Raw genomic sequence first — 25,680 nt, forward strand, 5'->3', positions numbered from 1 at the left:
GGGGAGGAAAAGATGGAGCAGAAAAGGGTTCAGCCACTGGCGCGTGACGCCATGGCCTATGTCCTGGCAGGCGGTCGCGGCAGCCGCCTGAAGGAACTCACGGACCGTCGCGCCAAACCAGCGGTCTATTTTGGCGGCAAATCACGGATCATCGACTTTGCCCTGTCCAACGCCCTGAATTCGGGCATCAGGCGCATTGGCGTCGCCACCCAGTACAAGGCACATTCCCTCATCCGGCATTTGCAACGCGGCTGGAACTTCCTTCGCCCCGAGCGAAACGAAAGCTTCGATATCCTGCCCGCCAGCCAGCGTGTATCGGAAACCCAATGGTATGACGGAACCGCCGACGCCGTGTTCCAGAACATCGATATCATCGAAGGCTATGACCCCAAATACATGGTCATTCTCGCTGGCGATCACATCTACAAGATGGATTATGAATTGATGCTGCAGCAGCATGTCAATTCCGGCGCGGACGTCACCGTCGGCTGTCTTGAAGTCCCGCGCCAGGAGGCGACCGGTTTCGGGGTCATGCATATCAACGACAGGGACGAGATCATCGCCTTTGTCGAAAAACCCGCCGACCCGCCGGCCATGCCGGACAAGCCCGACATGGCTTTGGCCTCAATGGGCATCTATGTTTTCAACACCGACTTCCTGATGGACGAGTTGCGCCGCGATGCCGCCACACCCGGATCAAGCCGTGACTTCGGCAAGGATATCATTCCCTACATTGTCGAGAACGGCAAAGCCGTGGCACACAGGTTTTCCGAATCCTGCGTCCGCGAAACCCCCGAGAAGGAAGCCTATTGGCGCGATGTCGGGACCATCGATGCCTACTGGCAGGCAAATATCGATCTCACCGACATCCTGCCGGAACTCGATCTTTATGACCGCTCCTGGCCGATCTGGACCTATGCGGAGATCAAGCCGCCAGCCAAATTCGTGCACAATGAAGAGGGGCGGCGCGGCACGGCGATTTCCTCGCTGGTGTCGGGTGACTGCATCATTTCAGGCTCTGAAGTCCAGCGCTCGCTGCTTTTCACAGGTGTCTTGTGCCGGTCCTATTCGAAGCTGGACGAAGCCGTGGTGCTGCCCGATTGTGTCATTGGCAGGCATGCCAGTCTCTCCCGCGTGGTCATTGACCGGGGCGTCAAGATTCCGGCTGGTCTTGTCGTCGGCGAAGACGCGGAACTCGATGCCAGCCGTTTCCACCGGAGCGAAACCGGGATTTGCCTGATTACCCAGGATATGCTTGACCGTGCGGGGCTGATTTACGAATGAAGGTTCTCTCCGTCGCATCCGAAGTCTATCCGCTGATCAAGACCGGCGGGCTCGCCGATGTGGCTGGCGCCCTGCCGTCGGCACTGGCGGCGCATGCGGTGGAAATGCAGGTGCTGCTCCCCGGCTACAAGCAGGTCATGGCAAAACTCCCCAACCCGGTGCGGCTGCTTGAGTTCGATGATCTTCTGGGCGCCCAGGCTGCAGTGCTTGCTTGCAGGATGGATGGCGTTCAGTATCTAGTGCTCGACGCGCCGAGCCTGTTTGACCGCGACGGTGGGCCCTACACCGATGCGGCGGGCGCCGATCACCCGGACAACTGGAAACGTTTTGCCGCACTAAGCCGTGCGGCGGCCACGATTGCGGAAGACGGGATCGACGGCTGGATACCCGACATCGTTCACGCCCATGACTGGCAGGCAGGCCTCACCCCTGCCTACATGAAGCATGGCAAGGCCGTGGCCACGCCGACGGTCATGACGGTTCACAATCTGGCCTTTCAGGGCCAGTTCGGACCGGACATCTTCCCTGACCTTGGACTGCCCCAATCAGACTTCGCGATGACCGGGCTCGAATATTACGGTGATGTCAGCTTTCTCAAGGGTGGCCTGCAAATGGCCTCGGCCATCACCACCGTCAGCCCGACCTACGCCCAGGAAATCCGTACCCCCGATTTCGGAATGGGTCTCGATGGCTTGATCAACGCCCGCGCGGACGCACTGCACGGCATCGTCAACGGCATCGACACCAAGGTGTGGGATCCGGGGACAGATACCATGATCGCCGCAAACTACACCCACTCAAAGCTGAAGAAACGCCAGCCCAATCGCGAAGCACTGGCTGAACGGTTTGGCTTCGCCGACACCGATGGTCCGGTCTTCACTGTGGTCAGCCGGTTGACGTGGCAGAAGGGCATCGACGTTCTCGCCGAAATCGTCGACGATATTGTAGCCATGGGCGGAAAGCTGGCAGTGCTCGGCTCCGGCGATCAGGCGCTCGAAAGCGCATTGCAGGCTGCGGCCGATCGCCAACACGGTCATGTCGGGCTGGTTATCGGATATGACGAAGCTCTGTCGCATCTCATGCAGGCCGGCGGCGACGTTATCCTGGTGCCGTCGCGATTCGAGCCCTGCGGTCTGACCCAGCTTTACGGGCTTCGCTACGGCAATGTGCCGGTGGTGGCGCGCACCGGCGGTCTGGCTGACACGATTATCGATGCCAACGAGGCGGCAATCGCGGCGAGGGTGGCAACCGGTTTTCAGTTCGGCCCGGTCACGCCCGACGCCTTGCGCGAGGCCTTGCGCCGCGCCATCCGCAGCTTTGCCGATCCCAAAGTCTGGGCGCGGCTTCAAAACCAGGGCATGAACGCGGATGTCTCCTGGGATCGAAGCGCGTTGCGCTATGCGAGCCTTTATGCCGAACTTCTTGCCTCAAAGAGTGAAAATCCATGATCCGGACTGTACCCGTCACCGCCTTCCAAGACCAGAAACCCGGCACCTCCGGGCTTCGCAAGAAAGTCCCGGTTTTCCAGACGCCGGGCTATACCGAAGCCTTTATCCAGTCGATTTTCGACAGCCTCGATGGCTTTCAGGGGCAAACGCTTGTCATCGGCGGCGACGGCCGTTTCTACAATCGCGATGTCATCCAGACAGCGATCGCCATGGCAGCTGCCAATGGCTTTGGCCGCGTCCTCGTCGGTCAGGGCGGTATCCTGTCGACGCCCGCCGCCTCGCACATGATCCGCAAACACCAGGCTTTTGGAGGACTTATCCTCTCGGCAAGCCATAATCCGGGTGGCCCGACCGAGGATTTCGGCATCAAGTACAACATCTCCAATGGCGGCCCCGCGCCGGAGAAGATCACCGAAGCAATCTACGCCCGGACCCAGGTCATCGACCGTTACATGATTGCCAAGACGGGAGAGATAAATCTCGACAAGCTCGGCAAGTTCGAAGCAGCCGGAATGACGATCGAAGTCGTAGACCCCGTCGCCGATTATGCCGAGCTGATGGAAACGTTGTTCGATTTCGACGCTATCCGCGCACTGGTCAAAGACGGTTTCCAGATTGCATTCGACGCCATGCATGCCGTTACCGGCCCCTATGCGCGTGAAATCCTGGTCAAGCGGCTCGGCGTCGATCCGGCTTGCGTGCTCAATGCCACGCCGCTCGAGGATTTCGGCGGGCATCACCCCGACCCGAACCTGGTTCACGCCAAGGCACTTTATGACCTGATGATGGGTCCGGACGCCCCTGATTTCGGCGCAGCCTCGGATGGCGATGGCGACCGCAACCTGATTATCGGCCGAGGCGTGTTTGTGACGCCATCGGATTCGCTGGCGATGCTCGCCGCAAATGCCCATCTCGCGCCCGGCTACAGTGACGGTCTGAAAGGCATCGCCCGCTCGATGCCGACCAGCGGCGCCGCAGACCGGGTCGCAGCAAAGCTCGGCGTCGAAATGCATGAGACCCCAACCGGCTGGAAGTTCTTCGGCAATCTGCTCGATGCCGGTCGCTGCACCATCTGCGGCGAGGAAAGCGCAGGCACCGGCTCCGACCACGTGCGCGAAAAGGACGGGCTCTGGGCTGTGCTGCTCTGGCTCAACATTCTTGCCGTCCGCCGGCAGAGCGTTATGGAAATCGTTCAGGATCACTGGACCGAGTACGGCCGGACCTACTACTCCCGGCATGATTACGAAGCGATCGACACCGGCCAGGCCAATCAGCTGGTCGCGGCGCTGGAGAGCAAACTTGACAATCTGGCGGGTCTTCAGGCCGCATCGCTGACGATCGAAAAGGCCGACAACTTCACCTATCACGATCCGGTGGATGGATCTGTCAGCCGTAACCAGGGCATACGGATCTTCTTCGAAGGCGGGGCCCGTCTGGTCTTCCGGCTATCGGGAACCGGCACATCCGGCGCAACACTGAGGGTCTACATGGAACGCCACGAACCAGACCCCGCCCGTCATGGCGAGGAAACCCAGAAAGCTCTCGCGCCCGTTATCGAAGCCGCCGAAATGCTGGCTGAAATCCTCAAATGGACCGGCCGCGACGCCCCCACCGTCATCACCTGATGAGTGATCCCGACGCTTTTGGCGCCCGGGCGCAACCCGGTGCGGAACTGACCGCAGATGGCGTTCGTTTCTCGGTCCGGGCACCGTCGGCTTCATCGGTTTCAGTTTGCCTGTTTGACGACAACGACCGGGAAGCGGCATGCCATGCCCTTGGAACCGGCGGCGATGGTCTGTTTTCAGGCTTGGTGCCGGGAATTGGCGAAGGCACACGCTACGGCCTTCGCGCCGATGGACCGTGGCGACCCGATGACGGACACCGGTTTGACCGCGCGAAGCTGCTCGTCGACCCTTATGCCATTCGCATCGATCGCCCGTTCCGCTACGATCCCCGTCTCGGCGAACATGAAACGGACACAGCCGACCTTGTCCCGAAAGCCATTGTCGAAAGGCCGTTGCCAGCGTTGAATCCGGAACGTCCGCGCGCCAGGCCCTGCGGGCTTGTCTACGAACTTCCAGTGCGCGCCTTCACCTTGCTGCATCCCGACATTCAAAAAAGCGACCGTGGAACCTTGCGGGCACTGGCCCATCCCGCAATACTCGATCATCTGCGCTCGCTGCATGTCAGTGCCATCGAGCTGATGCCGGTTGTCGCCTGGATTGATGAGCGTCATCTGCCGCCCCTGGGCCTGAGCAATGCCTGGGGCTACAATCCGGTGACGATGCTGGCGCTAGATCCCCGCCTGGCGCCCGGTGGCATCGCCGATCTTCGTTACGCCACCGCAGCGCTTCATGCAGCAGGTATTGATGTCATTCTCGACGTCGTCTTCAACCACACCGGTGAAAGCGATATCCACGGTCCGACCTTGTCGCTGCGCGGACTTGGCAACAAGGAATATTATCGTCACGACGCAAGCGGAACACTGATCAACGATACCGGTTGCGGCAACACGCTTGCCTGCGACCATTCCGTGGTTCAGGAACTGGTGCTGACAGCAATGCGCCACTTCGTGACACATGCCGGAGTTGACGGATTTCGCTTTGATCTGGCTCCGATACTGGGCCGCGACCAGAACGGCTTTTCATCCGGAGCCAAACTTCTCCAACTCATTGTCGATGACCCCGTCCTGCATGACAGACTCCTGATTGCCGAACCCTGGGACATAGGTCCGGGGGGGTATCAACTCGGCAATTTCGGTCCACCATGGCTTGAATGGAACGACAATGCCCGGGACGACATGCGCCGCTACTGGCGCGGGGATGCTTCCATGACCGGGGCGCTCGCGACCCGACTCTCGGGCTCTTCCGACGTTTTTGCCAGGCATGGCGCCACAAAGACCCGAAGCGTCAACTTCGTCGCCGCCCATGACGGGTTCCCGCTGGGCGATCTGGTTGCTTTCAAGACCAAACACAATGAAGCCAATGGCGAGGACAACCGGGACGGACACAACGCCAATTATTCCTGGAACAACGGTGTTGAAGGCGCGAGCGACGATCCGTCCGTTCTCGCCGCCCGGGAGGCCGATGCCCGCGCGATTATCGCCACGCTGTTTGCCAGCCGCGGTGCGATCCTCCTGACGGCAGGCGATGAGTTCGGACACAGCCAGGGCGGCAACAACAATGCCTATGCTCAGGACAACATCATCACCTGGCGGGATTGGGACAAGGTCAATCAGGAGCGCCTCGATTTCACCCGTGCCTGGTCCGAATTCAGGGAAAACTCGCAGATCCTGACCCGGCTGGAATTCCTGCAAGACGCCGGGAGCGCCGGCAATCCGGATCAGGTTGCATGGCTGACACCCGACGGGGAGCCGATGACGCCGGTTCACTGGGAGGATCCGGCGACCGATGCTTTCATGATGGTGCTCGGGCAGCCCGGGCAACGGATTGCGATCACGTTCAATCGGGGTCGCACCGAGACCCGCTGCCGGCTCCCTGACAGCGTGGGTATCTGGCGCCCGGCCACGCCCGAGGCGACAAATGACGGCATTGTCCCGCCCCGTTCCGTTCTTGGCTGGCAGGAGGCACCGGAATGATGCCTGATCGAATCAGGCTTTCCGCCGGGCAACCGCACTTGAACGCAGGGTAAATCCCTCGTCTCTGTCCATAAGGCTCTGACGGATGCAAAGAAGTGATGCAAAGATGGCCGTTTCGCATTAAGAAACTGGCGAGCCAGTTCATCATTCAAACAAGGGGCTTCCCGTGCAACGCGAGATCTCAATTACTGAAATCCCGGATCTGGTCGGTTCGGAAGTCGGCGTCTCCGAATGGATGGACATTCCGCAATCGCGCATTGATACCTTCGCCGATGGCACCGACGATCATCAGTTCATCCATGTCGATCCGGTTCGCGCTGCCGAAACCCCCTTCGGCGGAACCATTGCCCATGGGTTTCTGACCCTCTCCATGCTGTCAGCAATGCATGCCAATACGGTGCCCAAATTGCGCGAGGACAATTTCGGCATCAATTACGGGTTCAACAAGATCAGGTTCATGGCGCCGGTGCCCGCAGGCAGCCGCATACGTGGCCGTTTCGTGCTCAGGGAAGCACGGCTTCGCGGCCCCGGCAGACTGATGATGACCTTTGATGTCACCGTCGAGATCGAAGGCGTGAAGAAGCCGGCGCTGACCGCCGTGTGGTTGACCATCATCCAGTTTGACCCGGAGATATGGTCAAACAAGGCAGAGTGAAAGCCAGGGCGGTACGGTCAAAGGCCAGCGCATCATTGCGCCTCCGCACAATCGCAAGACACCACCTCTCAATCAGCAGGTAGCTGCATTTGCCGCGCGTTCCGATGTGCCTGTTTCCCAACACGAAACCGGCGTCAGGCGAGACAATCCCTGGCGCTTTCCGACAGCAGGTCGAAGACATAAGTCGAAAATGAACGCCAGCACTCGACGCGGAAATCCGCTTCTCCACTACGGATGATCACCACCTCGATCTTGCCCAGAACCGTACGGCTGGCCGCTCCGACAGGGAAAGCCATATCGCTGAGGTTTTGCGGGCAGCCTGCTTCCAGCGTGGCGCGCGCGCCCTTTCCTGAAACCAGGATCGCCGTGTTGCGGTGGGAAATATCGACCGCCGAATGCAGCACTTTGACTTTGCCCAGATCGGCTGCCGGATCGCCGGCTTCATCAATGACCAGCCATTCGTCCGGCCCAAGCCATGCGGCCAGCCGCCCCTGCCGGTTGCTCGAGGAGGTTTTCGGATTGAGCGGCAAATCGAGACCGAGCGCCCGCGACAATGCTCTTGCATCGGACGGATCCGCGCGCAGTGAAATGCGGGCAGCAGGCGCCGCCGGAGTCAGCTGAACGCCTGCGGCGCCGGTGACGCGCCCGGCAAGCGGTTCGGAACGGACGGCTTGAGCGGATTTAGCCATTCAGGCGCACTCCCTCTTTGTCGATGAAAACAGTGTCTGTGACTTCAACTTCGATCGTCCGTTCGGGCATCGGCACATAAAGCGTCTTGCCCTTCAGCGAACGGCCGCCGGCAACCACGCCCATGGCGATGGACCGGCCGCAGTTTTCCGACCAGTAGGACGATGTGACATGACCGATCATGGTCATCGGCACGCTCTGGTTCGGATCCGCGACAACCTGAGCGCCTTCCTCCAGGACGGTGTTGGGATCCTTGGTGAGAAGCCCGACCAGTTGCTTTCGTTCCGGTGTAAGCAGGTCCGGCCGCTTCATTCCGCGAATACCGACAAAATCCGGCTTCTTCTTCGCCACTGCCCAGTTCAGGCCGGCGTCATCGGGCGTCACCGTGCCATCAGTATCCTGACCGACAATGATGTAGCCCTTTTCGGCGCGCAGCACATGCATGGTTTCGGTTCCATAAGCACAGGCGCCCATCGGCTCTGCCCGCGCCCACAGCGCTTTCCATACCGCTTCGCCGTAATCGGCCGGCACATTGACCTCAAAACCGGCCTCCCCGGTAAACGACATCCGGAACAGGCGCGTCGGCACGCCACAGATCCTGCCCTCGCGCACACTCATATGCGGCATCGCTTCATTGGAAAGGTCGATGCCTTCGACCAGCGGCGCGATGATCTCGCGCGCCCTGGGACCCTGGATCGCGATCACCGCCCATTGTTCCGTCGTCGAGGTCAGCCAGACCCTGAGATGTGGAAACTCGGTTTGCAGATAATCTTCCATGTGGTGCATCACCCGCGGCGCACCGCCGGTGGTGGTGGTCACATGGAACCGGTCCTCGGCCATCCGCCCAACCACACCATCATCATAGATGAAGCCATCCTCGCGCAGCATGATGCCGTATTTGCAGCGGCCCGGCTGCAATTTGTCCCAGCCATTGGTGTACATGAGATTGAGGAACTCGGCCGCATCGGGACCGACAACCTCGATCTTGCCAAGCGTTGTGGCGTCGAACATGCCCGCACTCTCGCGCACCGTCCGGCACTCGCGATTGACGGCCTGGTGCATGTCCTCTCCGGCACGCGGATAATACCAGGCGCGCTTCCACTGCCCCACGTCCTCGAACACTGCACCATGGGCTTCTTCCCAGCCATGCATCGGTGTCCGCCGTGTCGGGTCGAACAGATCCCCACGCGAATGATTGACGATGGCGCCGAAAGTCACCGGCGTGTAGGGCGCGCGGAATGTGGTCAACCCCACCTGCGGCAGCGGCTTGTCGAGCATCTCTGCTGCGATCGCCAGGCCATGGATGTTGGACGTCTTGCCCTGATCGGTGGCCATGCCATTGGTGGTGAACCGTTTGACATGCTCGATCGAGTGCATGCCCTCTCGCACAGCCAGGCGGATATCCTTGGCGGTTACGTCATTCTGGAAATCCACAAAGGCCTTGACTGTCGTCTCCGCCCCGGCGCCACCGGCCGAGCCCATCATGCTTCCGGCCCATGAGGGGGCACTCGCGGACTTTGGCGCGGACCAGGATTTTCTCACCTTCGAGCCAGCGGCCTTGGCAGCCAAATGACCGGCCTTGGCAGCACCAGCAATCGTCTCGCCCAGATCGTCAACACCATTGCAGGCGCCGATGCTGACGCAATCCTGAACATGGCGGCCGGGAAGAAAGCGCTGGCTTGCCTCGTCCCAGACCACCTTGCCGCGCGATTGCGAGTACATGTGAACCGAGGGCGTCCAACCGGCAGACATGATCAGCGCGTCGACTGGAATGTCCCGGGTTGATCCGCCCGAGGCCTTGCCGACCTTCATGGACTTGACGCGCAGGCTGCCGGACGTGTCGAGAACCGCCTGGCCGGCCAGGACCTCGATACCGAGTTCCCTGGCGCGCGCCAGCAGCGCAGGATCCGGATCTGGGCGTACATCGACAATTGCGGGCACAGAGACACCGGCCTGCCTGAGATCGAAGGCCGCAGCCCATGCTGAATCGCAGGCCGTGTAGACGCCGACCTTAGACCCCACGGCGACGCCGAAATGATTGAGAAATGTTCGTGCCGCCGAGGCCAGCATGATCCCGGGCCGGTCATTGTTGGCAAACACCATGTGTCGCTCGATCGCACCGGTTGCAATCACCACCTGCCTGGCGCGCACCTGCCACAGACGTTCGCGCGGCAAAGCCGAATCCGGATTGGCGAGATGTTCTGTCACCCGCTCGACAAGCGCTACGTGGTTTTGCGCCTGATAGCCAAACGCCGTCGTCCGGGTCAGCACCCGGACATTGTCCATGGCACGGAGTTCGGCAGTCGCTGCCTGCGCCCAGTCCCAGCCCGGCACGCCGTCAAGGAACGCTCCGGTCTCGTGATGGAACGCACCTCCGGTTTCCGGCTGCTCATCACACAGGATGACCTGTGCTCCGGCATGGGCAGCGGCCAGCGCCGCCGACAATCCCGCCGCACCGCCGCCGATCACCAGAACATCGCAATATACATTATGGTTGGCGTAATGATCCGGATCCGGCTCGCTTGGCGCGACACCCAGACCCGCAGCCGCACGGATGATCGGCTCATACACCTTTTTCCAGGCGGCTTTCGGCCACATGAATGTCTTGTAGTAGAAGCCGGCGGCGAAAAACGGGGAGGCAAGATTGTTGAGCCCGCCGATATCGAAAGCCAGCGACGGCCAGCGATTTTGCGATGTTGCCCGCAATCCGTCAAAAACCTCCTGCACGGTGGCCCGCACATTCGGCGTCCGCCTGCTTGCGTCGCGGCTGACATCCATCAGCGCGTTCGGCTCTTCGGGACCCGCCGACAGCATGCCGCGTGGCCGGTGGTACTTGAACGACCGTCCCGTCAGATGGATGCCGTTGGCGATCAACGCCGAGGCAAGCGTATCGCCTTCGATCGCGGACAATGTCTTGCCATCGAATGTAAAACGCAGGGTTCTGGCAGGCGTCAGTCGGCCCTTGCCCTTGATCCGGTTCGCGCCGCTCATTGTTCAGATCCCTTGATCTTCAAGATGCCATCCTCACCACGCTCCACCTCGATCCGTGGTTCTCCGGCCTTGTAGGTGGTGACGAATCTGTCACTCACCGTATCCCGCACGGCGTTGAAGAAACGGGCGCAGCCGTGGATATGCCGCCACCGCTCATAGGTGACACCCTTGGGGTTTGCCCGGATGAAAAAGAACTTCTCGAAATCCTCGTCGCTGATCGCGGCGATATCCTTGGGACGCTCGATATGCGCCTCGCCCGTGTTTCGGAATTCGAGCTCGGGCCTTTCTTCCTGGCAGTAGGGACAATGGATCAGAAGCATCGCTTGGTCCTTGGTCAGATCTTGGTTTTGATCACGGCAGTTTCAGGATCGCCGGTATTGGGCGTACCGGCAGGCTCGATGATGACAAGATGGGTTTCCTCGTCGGCGCGCGGGCAATGCTCGACCCCCTTGGGCACCACATACATCTCGCCCGGGCCGAGCACCACGTCGCCATCCCGCATCTGGATGGTCAGGCGTCCCGAAAGCACCAGAAAGAAATCATCGGTGTCAGGATGGGAGTGCCAATTGAACTCGCCATTGACTTTGACCACCATCACATCATGACCGTTGAAGGCCGTAACGATCTTCGGCGACCAAAAATCGTCAAAGCCGCCGAGCTTTTCCTGCAGGTTGATGGGGGTTTCAGGCATCACTCGTATCCCTAGTGCGCCACGGCCGCAGCCGCCGCCTCATCGATCAGCCGCCCGGTCTTGAAGCGTTCCAGCGTGAACGGCGCGTTGATCTTGTGCGGCTCGTCTCGGGCGATGGTGTGGGCGAACACATTGGCCGAACCCGGGGTCGCCTTGAATCCGCCGGTGCCCCAGCCGCAATTCACGTAAAGACCCTTGATCGGGGTCTTCGACAGGATCGGCGACCGGTCCGGCGTCACATCGACAATGCCGCCCCAGGTGCGCAGCATCTTCATTCGGGTGAAGATCGGGAACATCTCGCAGATTGCGTCGAGCGTGTGGCTGAGAATGTGCAATCCGCCGGTCTGCGAATAGGAGGTGTACTGATCGGTGCCCGCACCGATCACCAGTTCACCCTTGTCCGACTGCGAAATATAGGCATGCACCGTGTTGGACATGACCACACAGGGAAAGATCGGCTTGACCGGTTCGGACACCAGCGCCTGCAAGGGATAGCTTTCGAGCGGCATGCGAACTCCGGCCATCTCCATGATCACCGAAGTGTGCCCCGCCGCAACCACGCCAACCTTCTTGGCCCCGATGACGCCGCGACTGGTGTCAACGCCCGACACCGATCCATCCGCCGAGCGGCGTATGCCGGTGACTTCGCAATTCTGAATGATATGCACGCCCATGGCCGCGGCGGCCCGCGCGTAGCCCCAGGCCACTGCATCGTGCCGCGCCGTGCCACCTCGCCGTTGCAACGCGGCGCCAGCCACGGGGTAGCGCGCAGACTGATGTATGTTGAGCGGAGGACAAAAGGCCTTGGCCTGCTCCGGCGTCAGCCATTCATTATCGATACCGTTGAGCCGATTGGCATGGATGTGCCGCTTGAACACCTGCGTGTCATGCACGTTGTGAGACAGCATCATCACGCCGCGCGCCGAATACATCACATTGTAATTGATCTCCTGGGACAAGCCGTCCCAGAGCTTGAGAGCATGATCATAAAGTCCGGCGCTCTCGTCATAGAGGTAATTGGAACGGATGATCGTGGTGTTGCGACCAGTGTTGCCGCCGCCAAGCCAACCCTTCTCGATCACTGCGATATTGGTGATGCCATGTTCCTTGGCGAGATAATAAGCTGTGCCAAGACCGTGCCCTCCCGCGCCAACGATAATGACATCATATTCTTTTCGCGGCTCTGGCGAGGTCCACTGCGCGGGCCAGCCCTTGTGGCCGCGCATTGCCTCACGGGCAACGGCAAAAACAGAATACTTGCGCATGGCTCTATGGCTCCAAACGGTTCGGGTCGTCTTCAGGCAAGCAAGAGCAAATTCATCGGGCCCACATCGGCTCTTTTGCGACTTCAGAAAGGCCATGAATGTCGCACTGCGTTTTGTCACAGGCCCCGGATTGATCGGTACGGCCAATCCGGCATACCCTGGAGAAGATGAAAAATACCCCGAAGCATCCATTGTCAAGCTGCCTGGGACTGGACTTGCGGCTCTGGAACTGGTATTTGCCCAACCAATCGTAACGCCCATGGCCGAACGAATGGGAATTGTTTGTTTGCCAAGGTTGTTTCAACCAACCGAAAACTCGAAGGAACGGGATTAACGTGCAGGTACTTGTCCGCGATAACAATGTCGATCAGGCGCTCCGCGCTCTCAAGAAGAAAATGCAGCGCGAAGGCATTTTCCGCGAAATGAAGATGCGTGATTTTTACGAGAAGCCATCGCAGAAGCGCGCACGTGAAAAGGCCGAAGCCGTTCGCCGTGTTCGCAAGCTGGCCCGTAAGCGCGCCCAGCGTGAAGGTCTTATCGGCGGTGGCCGTCCGGCTGCCAGCCGCTGATCGAGCCGTTTTTTAGCCCTTTTGGGGTTGCATGATTGTGAGGCGGAGGCGATGATTCGTCTCCGCCTTTTTCAATGTGGCTGATCGGGTGGTTCTCGAATGAACGAATTGGGGCACAAGTGATGCGTTTGATTGCGGCTATCGAAACAAGAGACCGGGCAACAAACGCCGCTCGAGCGCTGGTGCTGGCTGCTGTGTCTGCAATCGCCATTGCAGTGTCGGGGTGCTCGACCACATCGCCGATCGATGCGATCTCGATCGATAAGGCCCAGGGCACGAACGAGAACATCTCGTCGCTTACCGATGTAATCCGCCGCAATCCGAATGACCCCGAGGGTTACAATGTGCGCGGCGCAGCCTATGGCAGGTCCGGGCAATTCCGAAATGCGCTGGATGATTTCAACCGTGCCATCCAGCTTAACCCGTCATTCTATCAGGCATACGCCAATCGCGCGCTGATCAACCGGTCGATGGGGAATGTTGCTGACGCCGCCAACGACTACAATCGCGCCCTGCAGATCAACCCGCGCTACGATGTCGCCTATATCGGGCGGGGCAATCTCTATCGCCAGGCCGGCCGGATGAATGAGGCGGTGACCGATTACAATCGTGCTATCAATCTGCAGACGACCGATCCGCGCGCCTACCACAATCGCGGTTTGATCAAGCAGTTGCGCGGGCAGCATCCGCAAGCGATCGAGGATTTCTCGACGGCCATCTCGCTGGCGCCCAATTCGCCCGAGCCCTACAACGGCCGCGGCATCTCCTATGTTGCTCTCAACGACGATGACAACGCCTTCGCCGATTTCAATCGCGCCGTTGAACTGAACCAGCGCATCGCCGAATCCTGGGCAAACCAGGCCCTGATCTATGAACGTCGCGGCGACAAGAAACGTGCATCGAAATCCTATGCGCGCGCGGCGCAGCTTGATCCCAAATACCGCCCGGCGATAGATGGCCTTGCCCGCGTCCGCGGCGGCTAATGCATGTCGCGCAAAAGTGCCCCGCGGTTTTGCGATAGCGACAGGCAGAAACAAAGAGCTGTCGCGCGTCACCCGAATCCGTCTGAATGCGACGCGCGTTAGACCTGAGTTTCCGGCAGGCAGTCCGTTCCAGGCGGAGTTAGGAGACTGGAATAGCCGCGCTACGGTGTTCCAGGACGGTTCCAGATGACATCCACAAGAAACCCTGACTACCTCATGGCAATCGCGAGGAAGAGCCTTGGCTGTTGGCGGCTGTGGCAACAGACGAAGGCGGGCCGTCACCCGTGTCGATGGCGTTTCCAGGGAAGCCCCTCAGGCGCGACAATGATTGCGTCTTCCCCCAGGCACGGCGCCGCACAGGCGATAAAACCCCGCCAATACGGAACATCTGGCGCTCCAACCCGTTGTCGTGGCGAACCAATTATCCAGAAAGCGAGTTCAATCATGATCAACAAGACAAAATCCGCCGCCGCTGCAGCTCTCATTGCAACCGTTGCCCTCGGTGCCGCAACTGTACCTTCCAAGGCTGACAGCGTTGAACTGGGTCTGCTGGAATGTGTCGTGGAAGGTGGCGCCGGTTTCGTTTTCGGCTCTTCCAAAGACCTGTCGTGCGAGTTCACACCGGCAAACGAGGATCAGCCGAAGGACGCCTATTTTGGTGTGATCAACAAATATGGCATTGATATCGGAGTGACCGGAACGACGATTATAGAGTGGATCGTTCTCGCTCCCACCACCGATTACGAATACCAGCCGGGCTCGTTTGCAGGTGACTACACCGGTGTTTCGGCGGAGGCTTCGGCAGCGGCAGGCGCTGGCGTAAACCTTTTGGTCGGCGGGTCGCAAGATACCATATCGCTGCAGCCGGTCAGCGTGCAGGCACAGGAAGGTGTTAATGTCGCCGTTGCGGTTGCCGAATTGCAGCTGCGTTCGGCAGCTGACTAACCGCAGACCTGATCTCAAAAACGAAACCGGCCCGGATTTTCGATCCGGGCCGGTTTCATATTAATACAAGAATGACGCTGTCAATGATCGATCGCCTTGACGATATCGTCGGTCATCTTTTTTGCGTCGCCGAGCAGCATCATCGTGCTGTCCTTGTAAAACAGCGTGTTGTCGATCCCGGCATACCCCGACCCGAGTGAACGCTTGACGAACAGGCAGGTACGCGCCTTGTCGACATCAAGGATCGGCATTCCGTAGATCGGCGATGATTTGTCATCGCGTGCCGCCGGATTGGTCACGTCATTGGCACCAATCACATAGGCCACATCGGCTTGGGCGAATTCGGAATTGATGTCTTCAAGTTCGAAGACTTCGTCATAAGGCACATTGGCTTCCGCCAGCAGCACGTTCATATGTCCGGGCATCCGGCCTGCAACCGGGTGAATGGCGTATTTAACCTCGACACCGTGTTCCTTGAGCTTGTCGGCGAGCTCGCGGGTGGCATGCTGCGCCTGAGCCACCGCCATGCCGTATCCGGGCACGATGATCACTTTCGACGCATTGGCCATCAGGAAGGCGGCATCATCAGCGGAACCGAGCTTGACCGATCGATCGATATCGTCGTCGCCGGCAGCCGCGGTATCACCACCAAATCCGCCGAGGATCACGGCAATGAACGACCGGTTCATGCCCTTGCACATGATGTAGGACAGGATTGCGCCCGAAGATCCGACCAGCGCCCCGGTAATGATCAACGCCAGATTGCCCAGCGTAAAACCGATGCCGGCCGCAGCCCACCCCGAGTAGGAGTTCAGCATCGACACGACAACCGGCATGTCGGCCCCGCCAATCGGTACGATGATCAGGACACCAAGGGCCAGTGACAGAACCACGACCAGCCAGAATACGGTGTAGCTTTCCGTTGCCACCAGCACGCCGACGAGCAGGACAATTCCAATTGCCAGTGCCGCGTTGATGAAATGCCGCATCGGCAGCATGATCGGCTTGCCCGACATGCGTCCGTCAAGCTTGAGAAAAGCAATGATCGATCCGGTGAAGGTGATCGCGCCGATGGCGACGCCCAATGACATCTCGACCAGCGCCTGCGCGTGGATTTCCCCAACTTCGCCAATGCCAAATGCATGCGGCGAATAAAGCGCCGCGGCTGCCACCAGCACGGCAGCAAGGCCAACCAAGCTGTGGAAACCCGCAACAAGCTGAGGCATGGAGGTCATGGCGATCTTGCGGGCGATATAGGCCCCCGCGCCACCCCCGATGGCAAGGCCGGTGACAATCAGTGCAAACCCGCCAAATGAGGGTTTGGCCAGCAGCAGCGTCGTGACAATGGCGATAGCCATGCCGACCATACCGTAGGTATTGCCCTGCCGGCTTGTGGTCGGGTGTGACAGGCCCCTGAGCGCCATGATGAAAAGAACGCCCGAAACGAGGTAGGCGAATGCGGCAAAGTTTTCTGACATCAGCCGGGCCTCACTTCTCTTTTTTCTTGTACATGGCCAGCATGCGCTGGGTGACGAGGAAGCCGCCAAAGATATTGACCGAGGCCAGCATCAACGCAACGAATCCAAATCCGGTCGCCCAGCCTGAAAGCGATGCGCCTACCGCGAGCAGCGCACCAACCACGATCACCGAGGAGATCGCATTGGTCACCGCCATCAACGGTGTGTGCAAGGCCGGGGTCACCGACCAGACCACATAGTAGCCAACGAAAATCGCCAGCACGAAAATCGCAAACTGGAAAATGAAGGGGTCGATTGCCCCACCGCTGGCCGCGTGCACCGCAGCCGCTACGCCATCACCGGCAGGACCGGCGCTTTCGGCTGCCGTACGAACCGCGGAGACCGCCTGTTCGAGAGTTTCAAGCGCGCTATCAAGTGCGGAACCCGCCATCATGCTGCTCCCTTGCTGGTTTCGCCGCCAAATGCGGGATGAATGACCGCGCCGCCATGGGTCAGCGCCGTTGCCTTGACCAACTCGTCGTCGAGATTGACCGAAACCGTCTTGGTTTCCTTGTCGATCATTGTGTCGAGGAAGGTCAGCAGATTCTTGGCGTAAAGCAGCGACGCACTTGCAGCGATCTGGCCGGCCATATTGAGAATTCCGATTACGGTGACGCCGTCGACGGTGACTGTATCTCCGGGCTTTGCGCCCTCGATATTGCCGCCACGCTCAACCGCCAGATCGACCGCAACCGACCCAAGGCGCATGCTCTTGAGCATGTCGCGGGATATCAGCTTCGGCGCGGGGCGTCCGGGAATCAGTGCCGTGGTAATGACGATGTCCTGCTTGGAGATGTGATCCGCCACCAAGGCCGCCTGTTTGGCCTGGTATTCCTTCGACATTTCCTTGGCGTAACCGCCGGATGTCTCGGCGGCCTTGAACTCGTCGTCTTCAACCGCGATAAATTTTGCGCCGAGCGAAGCCACCTGCTCCTTGGCGGCCGGACGCACATCCGTGGCCGAAACCGCAGCACCGAGACGGCGGGCCGTGGCGATTGCCTGCAAACCTGCAACTCCGGCTCCCATCACGAAGACTTTCGCGGCCGGCACGGTTCCTGCCGCGGTCATCATCATCGGCATCGCCCTGTCAAAGACATGGGCGGCTTCGATGACTGCCTGATAGCCTGCAAGGTTTGCCTGAGACGACAGAACGTCCATCGACTGCGCCCGCGTGATGCGGGGCATCAGTTCCATGGCGAAGCTGGTAACTCCGGCCTTTGCAAGTTCCGCCAGCGCTTTCTCATTGCCGTAGGGGTCCATCTGCGCAAGCACGATGGCGCCGGACCTGAGCGACTTGATCTCAGTGCTCGCGGGACGCCGCACACGCAGCACAATATCGGCCTTCTTGGCGTCAGTTGCGGTTCCGGTCTTTGCACCGGCTGCAACAAAATCCGCGTCGGCGATCCGGGATTTGTCACCGGCGCCTTTCTGGACAATGACGTCTAGCCCGATTGCTGTCATTTTCTTGACTGTCTCCGGCGATGCGGCGACGCGAGATTCAAGAGAATCAGACTCTTTGGCTACAAAAACGGTGGTGCCCAAGAGAGCCCCTCCTCTGTAAATGCGGATTGGATGGGTCGGGCGGTTCATTCAGGAACCGGCCCGGTCGGTGGCGTCGGTATCAGCGCGCGAGCCAACCACCGCCGATGCTGAGAACAAAGAACGACAGGAAGCTGACAATGCCTCCCGCGCCGGTAAAGAAGAAGATCGCCATGGCGATCATCAGCGCCACGAGGGTGATCGTGCCATATTTCGCTCCGGCAAGGAACATTGCATAAGTTTTGTCGTGCTCGGAATAATCCATCGCAGCACCGGTTTCGACAGGACCGTTCATCTGTTCAGCCATGCTGTAGCTCCCCAATTTACAATTCAACGAGGGATTACACAAACCGCCCGCAATGTGCAATGGACAAGCCGTCGCAAACATGACCGTGGTTTGCGCTCAACATCTAAATTGCCGCAAGACCGGTGACTTACTTCAGTTCGATTGCTGAAGTGCGTATCTCGCCGTTGGAAGAATGGTCAACGGCGTCTGCCCCAGGGTTTCACGAGGCGCGAACATCATCCTGCGCTCATGCGGCTGCGACCGGAAGAATGCAAACCGGTTGAAGAGCGTTCTTTTGAGCTCCTCCGCATTGGCTGCATGCAGTTCGATATTGCTGTTATAGCGCTCGAAATACCGCGGCTCCGTAAGTTCGATGGATTGAAACACGCGTTTGTAAAAAGCACGATGGTTCGGCTTGATTACCGAAAGGCAGTAATCGACATCGAAATAAACGGTCGCCATGGTTGCGACCCGCAGGGTCAGGTAGGGCAAGGCCGGGTATTCACGCATGATCTCGGGATCCGCGGCAAACCGGACCGGATCAATGAAGGTCTTGCCCGCATCCAGAAGCGGATTCATCACATCGGGAAAATGCGCAACCGCGACGCTGTCGCGTTGGGCACCGGTGACATGATGGACACGAATGGTCGAGACAAGCTGCTCATCGAAGAAAATGCCCATCACATGAGCATTGGGCTTGAAATCCAGTTCATCGATCAGGAGTGAGCCATTTTGCGGCGCCAGCCCAACCATCGAGAAAGCCTTGTACCGGATGCGCGCCACGTCTTCGAGGTCATCCGCGTTATCGATCCGGCGATACTCTATGCTCTCAAGCAAGCGCATCACGCTGGCACTGAAGCTCGAAACCCTGTCTGCTGCCGCCGTCATCAATGACAAGTCCCATGATTGAATACATGGAAATCTTAACGTTAATTTTCTACTAATCAATCACGCGGAACCGCACTGACCCCATTAACACTCTATTATGGTTAACAAAATCGACAAAAACTCAAGGAAAACAGTCCGGCTGTCAGAAAGCACCGGAGACATTTCACGTCACGCCCTGGCGATTGGTTTTCGGGGGGGCTGCTTTAGCGGTCCGAATTCACTGAACTGGACAGGAGCAGCTCATTGGGCGCAACCGCGTGCTGTTTGGACAGCTTCGCTACCAGTTCGCGGAACGCGCCCTTGGGCATCGGAGTTCCGAAAATATAGCCCTGGATCAGATCGGCGCAGTTGTTCTCGCGGATCAAAACCAGTTGAGCTTCTGTCTCCACACCTTCGACAACCACGTCCAGCCCAAGCTCACGCGCCAGATGGACAACGCCCCGCAGCAGTTTCAACTTTCGGGTGTCTGCGGCGAGATCGCTGACGAAGGACCGGTCGATCTTGATCTTGTTGAGCGGCAACATGTCGAGGTAACTCAGGCTTGAATAGCCCGTTCCGAAATCGTCAATGGCAATTGACATTCCCATTGAGCGCAGCTCCGTCAGGATCACCCGCGCGGATTCCAGATCATTCATCAAGCCGCTCTCGGTGATCTCCAGTTGCAGCCGCTCGGGAGCCAGGCCGGTGGTATCAAGCGCGTTGGCGATCACTGACACGATCGCACGGTCTCCAAGATCGAGCGCCGACAGATTTACCGAGACAAAGAGGTGGCCGGGCCATGTTGCGCATTCACGCGCCGCCTTTTCGATTACGCAGCGTGTCAAATCACCGATGATCCCCATTTCCTCGGCCAGGGGGATATAATCAGCCGGCGAGATCGGGCCAAGTTCGGGATGGTTCCAGCGCGACAACGCTTCCGCGCCTGCGATCCGGTTGCCCTCGGGATTGAACATCGGCTGGTAGAACAAATCCATCGAGTTGGTACGGATTGCTTCGCGAAGGTCGGATTTCATCCGTTGCCGTTCGGAATACTGCTTGTCCATTGATTCTTCAAACAGGGTCCAGCGGTTCTTGTCACGTCGCTTGGCCTCGTACAGCGCAAGGTCGGCCTGGATATGCAGATCCTCGATCTGCGCGTGGACCGCCGGCGCAAATGAGGCCCCGCCGGACAAGCTTATGAAAAGCTTGTGGCCATCAATCATGTAAGTGCCGCGCAACGTGTCGATGACGTGGTCCATGGTTCTGTTCAGATCCGGCAGATCTTCCAGATCGGGAAGAAACAGCACGAACTCGTCACCCCCGAACCGGGAGATCACAAATTTCTGCCGCGAAAGCGAGCGAAGCCGGTTGGCAATCGCGCTCAGCAACTTGTCGCCGCTGAGGTGACCCATCGTGTCGTTGACATGCTTGAAGTCGTCGATATCCAGAACCGCGAGCGCCAGCTTCTGGTCCGGTCTCGCCTTTGCAATTTTTGCCGCCACAATATCCTTGAACCAGGAGCGGTTTGGCAATTCGGTCAGGCTGTCAAAACGCGCCATGTGCAAAATGCGCTTTTCCGACTGAATACGGGCCGACACGTCTTCGAATATGAGAACCACGCCCTTTTCGCCGCGATGACGCGCACTGAATTCAAGCCAGGAGTTCTTGTCCAGACGCACCAGCGAGCGGTCTTCCTGCCCATTTATCAGGCGATCGAGATGCTCGTTGATCTGGGCGAAATTTTCTCGTGCAATCACACCATTGCGGGCGCTGAGCCGCAGCGCGGCTTTCAGTATCCGCCCGCTGAGGTCGATGTTTGGATCGACATTGAAAAATTCGCGGGCTTTGCGGTTTGCAACCTCGATCCGTCCGTCGCCATCAAGCATGAACAATCCATGCGACATGTTGTTGAGTGCTGTGTCGAACCGTTCAGCAATCTCGGAAGCTTTTCGTTCGGCGGTCACTGCGTTGAACAGAAAATCCCGGACGCCATTTGCCATGGAGCGCGTGGTAAGAAACAGCGGCAGCAGCAAAACCGCCATCAACCCCATATAGGGGTCCCTGGCCATCACAAGACCGGCCAATATGGGAAGGCATGCAGCCAGGATGATCATGTCGACATTCAGCCGCGAACCGAAATTCCGCCCGACAACAGAAATCATCGTCGCCAATGTCACCGAGATTGTCACCAGTTCCGCAAACGGATCCTGCGCCACCACCAGCGCATGACCGCAAACCGTACCCAGCACGAAAGCGGCGATCAGCGATCCCGCAACATACCGTTTTTCCCAATGCAGCGTTTCCGCAAGCCCAAACTTGGTTTTGTCCTGCTTGTCGAAGAGCATCATGTCGAGATTGCGGCCATTCCAGATTATGAAAAGCGCGAATCCTGCGTAAAGATAGAACGGATCGTCGATGCGCAGATACACCGCCATTGTGGTGACCACATGCGCGATCATGCCCGCAAACAACGTGCCCCGCTTTTGATAAAGCGAGGCCACGAAGGAAAGACGGACGTCATCCGCGAATGCTGTGTTGTCTGCCGCTTGCATGAACACCTGTCCTTGAATTCAAGACGGCAACCTAACAAACGGAAATTAAGAACAGATTTATCACAGACGGATTTCAGCCCTGAATCCTTCACAACCCCTGTTTCAATATTTTAGGTTAACTCCAATAATATCAAAACCCAAATGACAAACCATCACATTACTCCGCAAACATCTCATGATTTATATTTTTTTCCTTAAGTATGACTTGAATAATACTATTTTTATCCAGATATACTTTTTCCTTGTTTTTCATTTTCACATGACCATACCCCCGAATTCCCATGGGATAACAAAGAAATTCTGCGACCTGCGCCAGATTTTCAGTCTTCAAGGCACGACTCATTTCGCGCAGTTCCTCGTTGAATTCTGCGAGCATACGCCGTTCCATGCGTCTTTCCTCGCTGTACCCAAACACATCCAGTGGAGTTCCCCGTAAAAATCTGAGCGATGCCAGAAGCGGAAAGAGCGCAGACATCCCCCTGCTGAACGAGGTTTTTGCGGGATGGCCATTGGCGTCCTTGCGCCCCAGCAATGGCGGCGCCATGTGATATTCCAGCTTCTCGAAGCTCTCGAACTGCTTGGCAAGCTGCCGTTTGAAACTGCCATCGCTGTAAAGCCGGGCTACTTCATATTCATCCTTGATCGCCATCAGCTTGAAAAGCGACCGCGCGGCAGCGGTTGACACCGGCCCGGGCTTGCCAAGCACAAGCGTCTCGGAGTCGACAAGTGGCCTGAGGGCTTCCCGGTATTTGGCGGCCCACGCCTCGTTTTGGTAGTCACGCAGAAAATCGGCGCGACGTTCAATGAGATCGGCAACAGACTCCTGCGCCGCAGTATCGGCGTCCGGAAGCGGACCGGAGACAAAAGCGTGCACCGATTGAGGATCATACCCTGCCTTACGCCCCCAGCGGAACGCGGCAATGTTCATGGCGACGGCCTGACCGTTGAGACGAATGGCTTGCTCGACAGATTCCGGCGACAGCGGCAATGCTCCCTTCTGCGACGCCATGCCGAGCATGAACATGTTGGCGGCGATCGCATTGCCGAACAACCGTGTGGCGGCGGATGTGGCATCGAAGAAACTGGTGCGGTCAGCGCCGGCCGATTTGACAATCGCCCGCTTCAACCGTTCCATCGGCAATGAAAAATCAGCATTACGGGCAAAATCGCCCGGCATGACTTCACTGGTGTTGACCAGAAAAACGGTTTCGCCTTCCCGAACCGCAGTCAGGACCTTGCGTGATCCGGAAACCACCAGATCGCACCCCAGGATCAAATCCGCCTTGCCTGCCGATATCCGGATGGCGTGAATATCCTCCGGCGTTTCGGCAATGCGGACATGCGAGAATACCGCGCCGCCTTTTTGCGCAAGCCCGGCCATGTCGATCATCCCGCATCCCTTGCCTTCAAGATGCGCCGCCATGCCGAGGATGGCACCGATGGTCACAACACCGGTTCCGCCGATACCGTCAATGATGGACGCCCATCCACGCTCGAGCGAAGCGATGTCCGGGGCCGGCAACCCCTCGAGCGGATCCGGAGCGGATTTGAGCACAGAACTGTCCGTTTTCCGGATACGCGCCCCGTGAACCGTCACGAACGACGGGCAGAACCCTTCAATGCAGGAAAAATCCTTGTTGCAACTGGATTGATCGATACGGCGTTTGCGTCCGAATTCGGTTTCGACCGGCTGGATGGACACGCAGTTCGACTTGACGCCGCAATCCCCGCAACCTTCGCATACCAGTTCGTTTATGATCACCCGCTTGTCTGGATCGGGATAGGTACCGCGCTTTCTACGGCGGCGCTTTTCCGCGGCACATGTCTGGTCGTAAAGCAGGACGGTGACGCCCGAAACCTCCCGCAATTCCCGCTGTACCATATCAAGCTCTGAGCGGTGATGAAGGCTCATCGCCGATGGCCACGATGTTCCCGCCGGGTACCGGTCGGGATCGTCGCTGACCAGCGCTATCCGCTCGACACCCTCGGCGCGAACCTGCCGGGCAATCGCATCAACGCTCAGGCTGCCCTCGTGGGGCTGTCCACCGGTCATCGCAACCGCGTCATTGTAGAGGATCTTGTAGGTGATGTTGGCGCCCGATGCGATAGCGAAACGCAACGCCAGCACGCCCGAATGATTGTAGGTCCCGTCGCCAAGGTTCTGAAAAATATGTTTCCGTGTGGTAAAGGGCGCCTGGCCGACCCATTGCGCGCCCTCACCGCCCATCTGGGTGAAACCGGTGGTGTCCCGGTCCATCCACAACGACATGAAATGACACCCTATCCCTGCCGCCGCGATTGATCCTTCCGGAACCTTCGTCGAGGTGTTGTGCGGACAACCCGAGCAGAAATATGGCGTACGGGACGCTACATCCGAAACACTCGCCAACATGCTCTGGAACTGCCGGATTCGCTTGACCTTGGCGTCGATATCTTCGGAATAGCCTATGACCTTGAGCAGCCGTTCTCCCACCGCGACCGCAATATCATTGGGATCAAGCGCACCCTTGACTGGAAACAGCCAGTCACCGCGCTCGTCGCGCTTGCCAACCACCACGGGCTGACGGGCGCCTCCGTACAACGCCTCGCGCAACTGGCTCTCCAGAAGCGACCGCTTTTCCTCGACAACAATCACCATCTCGAGACCGTCGACAAACTCGGCCATGTCAGCCAGATCAAACGGCCACGGACAGGCAACCTTGAACAAGCGGACGCCAATCTGGTTGGCTCTGGCCTCGTCGATTCCAAGATCGTCCAGGGCCTGACGCACATCGAGATAATTCTTGCCGACCGTCAATATGCCGACCTTGGCGTTGGCGCCGCCCGAATAAATCATGCGATTGAGCCCGTTGGCCCTGATATAGGCGCTTGCGGCATCGCGCTTGTATTCGTGAAGCCGTATTTCCTGCCCGAGGAAATCGAGATCGTTTGCCCGGATATTAAGCCCGCCCGGCGGCATCGCAAAATCGGGAAGAATGATCTTCAGGCGATCAAGTCCGGCATCAACCGAGGCGGTGGATTCCACATTGTCCTTGACGCATTTCAGTGCCGCCCAGGTGCCGGCAAACCGCGACATTGCAAAACCATGCAGCCCGTAATCAATCATCTCCTGCACACCCGCCGGATTAAGGATCGGGATCATGGTATCAACGAAATTGAACTCGGTCTGATGGGCGTTGGTAGAACTCTCCGCGGTATGATCATCCCCCATCAGCGCCAGAACACCGCCATGCCGCGAAGATCCGGCAAGGTTGGCGTGACGAAACACATCGCCGGACCGGTCCACCCCCGGTCCCTTGCCATACCAAAGCGCGAACACGCCGTCATATTTGCCGGTCCCGTCCAGTCCCGCCTGTTGTGATCCCCAACAGGCCGTTGCCGCCAGTTCCTCGTTCAATCCGGGCTGGAAAACGATGTTGTGCGGCGCGAGTTGCCTTGCGGCCCGGCTGATTTGCTGGTCGAGTCCACCCAGCGGCGAACCGCGATACCCCGAGATGAAGCCCGCTGTGTTCAACCCTGCGCGGCTATCACGCTCATGCTGCATCATCAGCATTCGCACCACGGCCTGTGAGCCGGTGACAAAAATCCGATCCTTCTCGAGGTCGAATTTGTCGTCGAGTGAAACATCGTGGACTGTCATCTGCGGCCTCCTCAAACCATTCGGATCGCGATCGCGCACGATCTGCGAACAGCCAGGGCCCCTCTTCCGGGTCCTTGACCTCATCCTTGATATTTGGGCTACACAGGTCCGTCGTCAATCGAATTCACATGCCGGACCCGACTGCGCAATCAGACCATCGCCG

At 58.7% G+C, this 25,680-nt stretch carries 21 protein-coding genes; 9 read left to right on the forward strand and 12 right to left on the reverse strand.

The genetic code is table 11. The features are described 5' to 3' along the window. The first annotated feature begins 12 nt into the window (after positions 1-12). From glgC to ABJN75_RS00960, 5 genes are all read left to right on the forward strand, one after another. Positions 13-1,284: a glucose-1-phosphate adenylyltransferase gene (glgC, locus tag ABJN75_RS00940; protein ID WP_348435952.1), complete on the forward strand. Its 1,272-nt coding sequence runs from the start codon at positions 13-15 to the stop codon at positions 1,282-1,284. Next, entirely contained in the window at positions 1,281-2,732 is a 1,452-nt protein-coding gene (glgA, locus tag ABJN75_RS00945) for a glycogen synthase GlgA (protein WP_348435954.1), read from the forward strand. The genes glgC and glgA overlap by 4 nt, the downstream gene beginning before the upstream one ends. Then, positions 2,729-4,357 carry an alpha-D-glucose phosphate-specific phosphoglucomutase gene (locus tag ABJN75_RS00950; protein WP_348435956.1) on the forward strand — a complete coding sequence of 543 codons (1,629 nt, stop codon included), beginning with the start codon at positions 2,729-2,731 and terminating at the stop codon, positions 4,355-4,357. Before glgA ends, ABJN75_RS00950 begins: the two co-directional genes overlap by 4 nt. Then, positions 4,357-6,330 carry a glycogen debranching protein GlgX gene (gene glgX / locus ABJN75_RS00955; protein WP_348435958.1) on the forward strand — a complete coding sequence of 658 codons (1,974 nt, stop codon included), beginning with the start codon at positions 4,357-4,359 and terminating at the stop codon, positions 6,328-6,330. The genes ABJN75_RS00950 and glgX overlap by 1 nt, the downstream gene beginning before the upstream one ends. Positions 6,331-6,496: 166 nt before the next feature. Next, entirely contained in the window at positions 6,497-6,985 is a 489-nt protein-coding gene (locus tag ABJN75_RS00960; RefSeq protein WP_348435960.1) for a MaoC family dehydratase, read from the forward strand. Between the two features lie 134 nt (positions 6,986-7,119). Here the strand turns inward: ABJN75_RS00960 and ABJN75_RS00965 are convergent, their stop codons facing one another. From ABJN75_RS00965 to ABJN75_RS00985, 5 genes are read right to left on the reverse strand one after another with little or no spacing between them, the layout of a single operon-like run. Further along, positions 7,120-7,674 (reverse strand): sarcosine oxidase subunit gamma, encoded by a 555-nt coding sequence (locus tag ABJN75_RS00965; protein WP_348435962.1) that lies wholly within the window; start codon positions 7,672-7,674, stop codon positions 7,120-7,122. Further along, on the reverse strand, positions 7,667-10,663 hold the full coding sequence (locus tag ABJN75_RS00970; protein WP_348435964.1) for a sarcosine oxidase subunit alpha: 2,997 nt from the start codon (positions 10,661-10,663) through the stop codon (positions 7,667-7,669). The genes ABJN75_RS00965 and ABJN75_RS00970 overlap by 8 nt, the downstream gene beginning before the upstream one ends. Continuing rightward, positions 10,660-10,983 carry a sarcosine oxidase subunit delta gene (locus ABJN75_RS00975; protein WP_348435966.1) on the reverse strand — a complete coding sequence of 108 codons (324 nt, stop codon included), beginning with the start codon at positions 10,981-10,983 and terminating at the stop codon, positions 10,660-10,662. The genes ABJN75_RS00970 and ABJN75_RS00975 overlap by 4 nt, the downstream gene beginning before the upstream one ends. Positions 10,984-10,997: 14 nt before the next feature. Further along, complete coding sequence (locus ABJN75_RS00980) at positions 10,998-11,354, reverse strand: cupin domain-containing protein (protein WP_348435968.1); 357 nt, start codon at positions 11,352-11,354, stop codon at positions 10,998-11,000. Between the two features lie 11 nt (positions 11,355-11,365). Continuing rightward, on the reverse strand, positions 11,366-12,619 hold the full coding sequence (locus ABJN75_RS00985) for a sarcosine oxidase subunit beta family protein (RefSeq protein WP_348435970.1): 1,254 nt from the start codon (positions 12,617-12,619) through the stop codon (positions 11,366-11,368). 94 nt (positions 12,620-12,713) lie between these two features. On the opposite strand from ABJN75_RS00985, the gene ABJN75_RS00990 reads away from it, so the two are divergent. From ABJN75_RS00990 to ABJN75_RS01005, 4 genes are all read left to right on the forward strand, one after another. Further along, the gene (locus ABJN75_RS00990; protein WP_348436020.1) at positions 12,714-12,953 is read left to right on the forward strand and encodes a hypothetical protein; all 240 of its coding nucleotides are present in this window, start codon (positions 12,714-12,716) and stop codon (positions 12,951-12,953) included. Further along, positions 12,898-13,188, forward strand: a complete 291-nt coding sequence (gene rpsU, locus ABJN75_RS00995; RefSeq protein WP_348435972.1) for a 30S ribosomal protein S21 — start codon at positions 12,898-12,900, stop codon at positions 13,186-13,188. The genes ABJN75_RS00990 and rpsU overlap by 56 nt, the downstream gene beginning before the upstream one ends. Before the next feature lie 122 nt (positions 13,189-13,310). Continuing rightward, entirely contained in the window at positions 13,311-14,171 is an 861-nt protein-coding gene (locus ABJN75_RS01000) for a tetratricopeptide repeat protein (protein ID WP_348436016.1), read from the forward strand. Positions 14,172-14,615: 444 nt separating this feature from the next. Then, positions 14,616-15,116, forward strand: a complete 501-nt coding sequence (locus ABJN75_RS01005) for a DUF992 domain-containing protein (protein ID WP_348435974.1) — start codon at positions 14,616-14,618, stop codon at positions 15,114-15,116. 80 nt (positions 15,117-15,196) lie between these two features. Here the strand turns inward: ABJN75_RS01005 and ABJN75_RS01010 are convergent, their stop codons facing one another. From ABJN75_RS01010 to ABJN75_RS01040, 7 genes are all read right to left on the reverse strand, one after another. Next, positions 15,197-16,594 carry an NAD(P)(+) transhydrogenase (Re/Si-specific) subunit beta gene (locus ABJN75_RS01010; protein WP_348435976.1) on the reverse strand — a complete coding sequence of 466 codons (1,398 nt, stop codon included), beginning with the start codon at positions 16,592-16,594 and terminating at the stop codon, positions 15,197-15,199. Positions 16,595-16,604: 10 nt separating this feature from the next. Further along, on the reverse strand, positions 16,605-17,024 hold the full coding sequence (locus ABJN75_RS01015) for an NAD(P) transhydrogenase subunit alpha (protein WP_348435978.1): 420 nt from the start codon (positions 17,022-17,024) through the stop codon (positions 16,605-16,607). After that, the gene (locus tag ABJN75_RS01020; RefSeq protein WP_348435980.1) at positions 17,024-18,175 is read right to left on the reverse strand and encodes a Re/Si-specific NAD(P)(+) transhydrogenase subunit alpha; all 1,152 of its coding nucleotides are present in this window, start codon (positions 18,173-18,175) and stop codon (positions 17,024-17,026) included. The genes ABJN75_RS01015 and ABJN75_RS01020 overlap by 1 nt, the downstream gene beginning before the upstream one ends. 79 nt (positions 18,176-18,254) lie before the next feature. Then, positions 18,255-18,479, reverse strand: a complete 225-nt coding sequence (locus tag ABJN75_RS01025; protein WP_348435982.1) for an aa3-type cytochrome c oxidase subunit IV — start codon at positions 18,477-18,479, stop codon at positions 18,255-18,257. Positions 18,480-18,611: 132 nt separating this feature from the next. After that, complete coding sequence (locus ABJN75_RS01030; protein WP_348435984.1) at positions 18,612-19,346, reverse strand: acetyltransferase; 735 nt, start codon at positions 19,344-19,346, stop codon at positions 18,612-18,614. Positions 19,347-19,549: 203 nt separating this feature from the next. Further along, positions 19,550-21,877, reverse strand: a complete 2,328-nt coding sequence (locus ABJN75_RS01035; protein ID WP_348435986.1) for an EAL domain-containing protein — start codon at positions 21,875-21,877, stop codon at positions 19,550-19,552. A 157-nt stretch (positions 21,878-22,034) separates the two neighbouring features. Further along, a complete protein-coding gene (locus tag ABJN75_RS01040; protein WP_348435988.1) occupies positions 22,035-25,517 on the reverse strand; it encodes an indolepyruvate ferredoxin oxidoreductase family protein in 3,483 nt (1,160 codons plus the stop codon). Between the last annotated feature and the right edge of the window lie 163 nt (positions 25,518-25,680).

Source organism: Hoeflea sp., from assembly GCF_039975035.1.
Classification (GTDB): Bacteria; Pseudomonadota; Alphaproteobacteria; order Rhizobiales; family Rhizobiaceae; genus Hoeflea.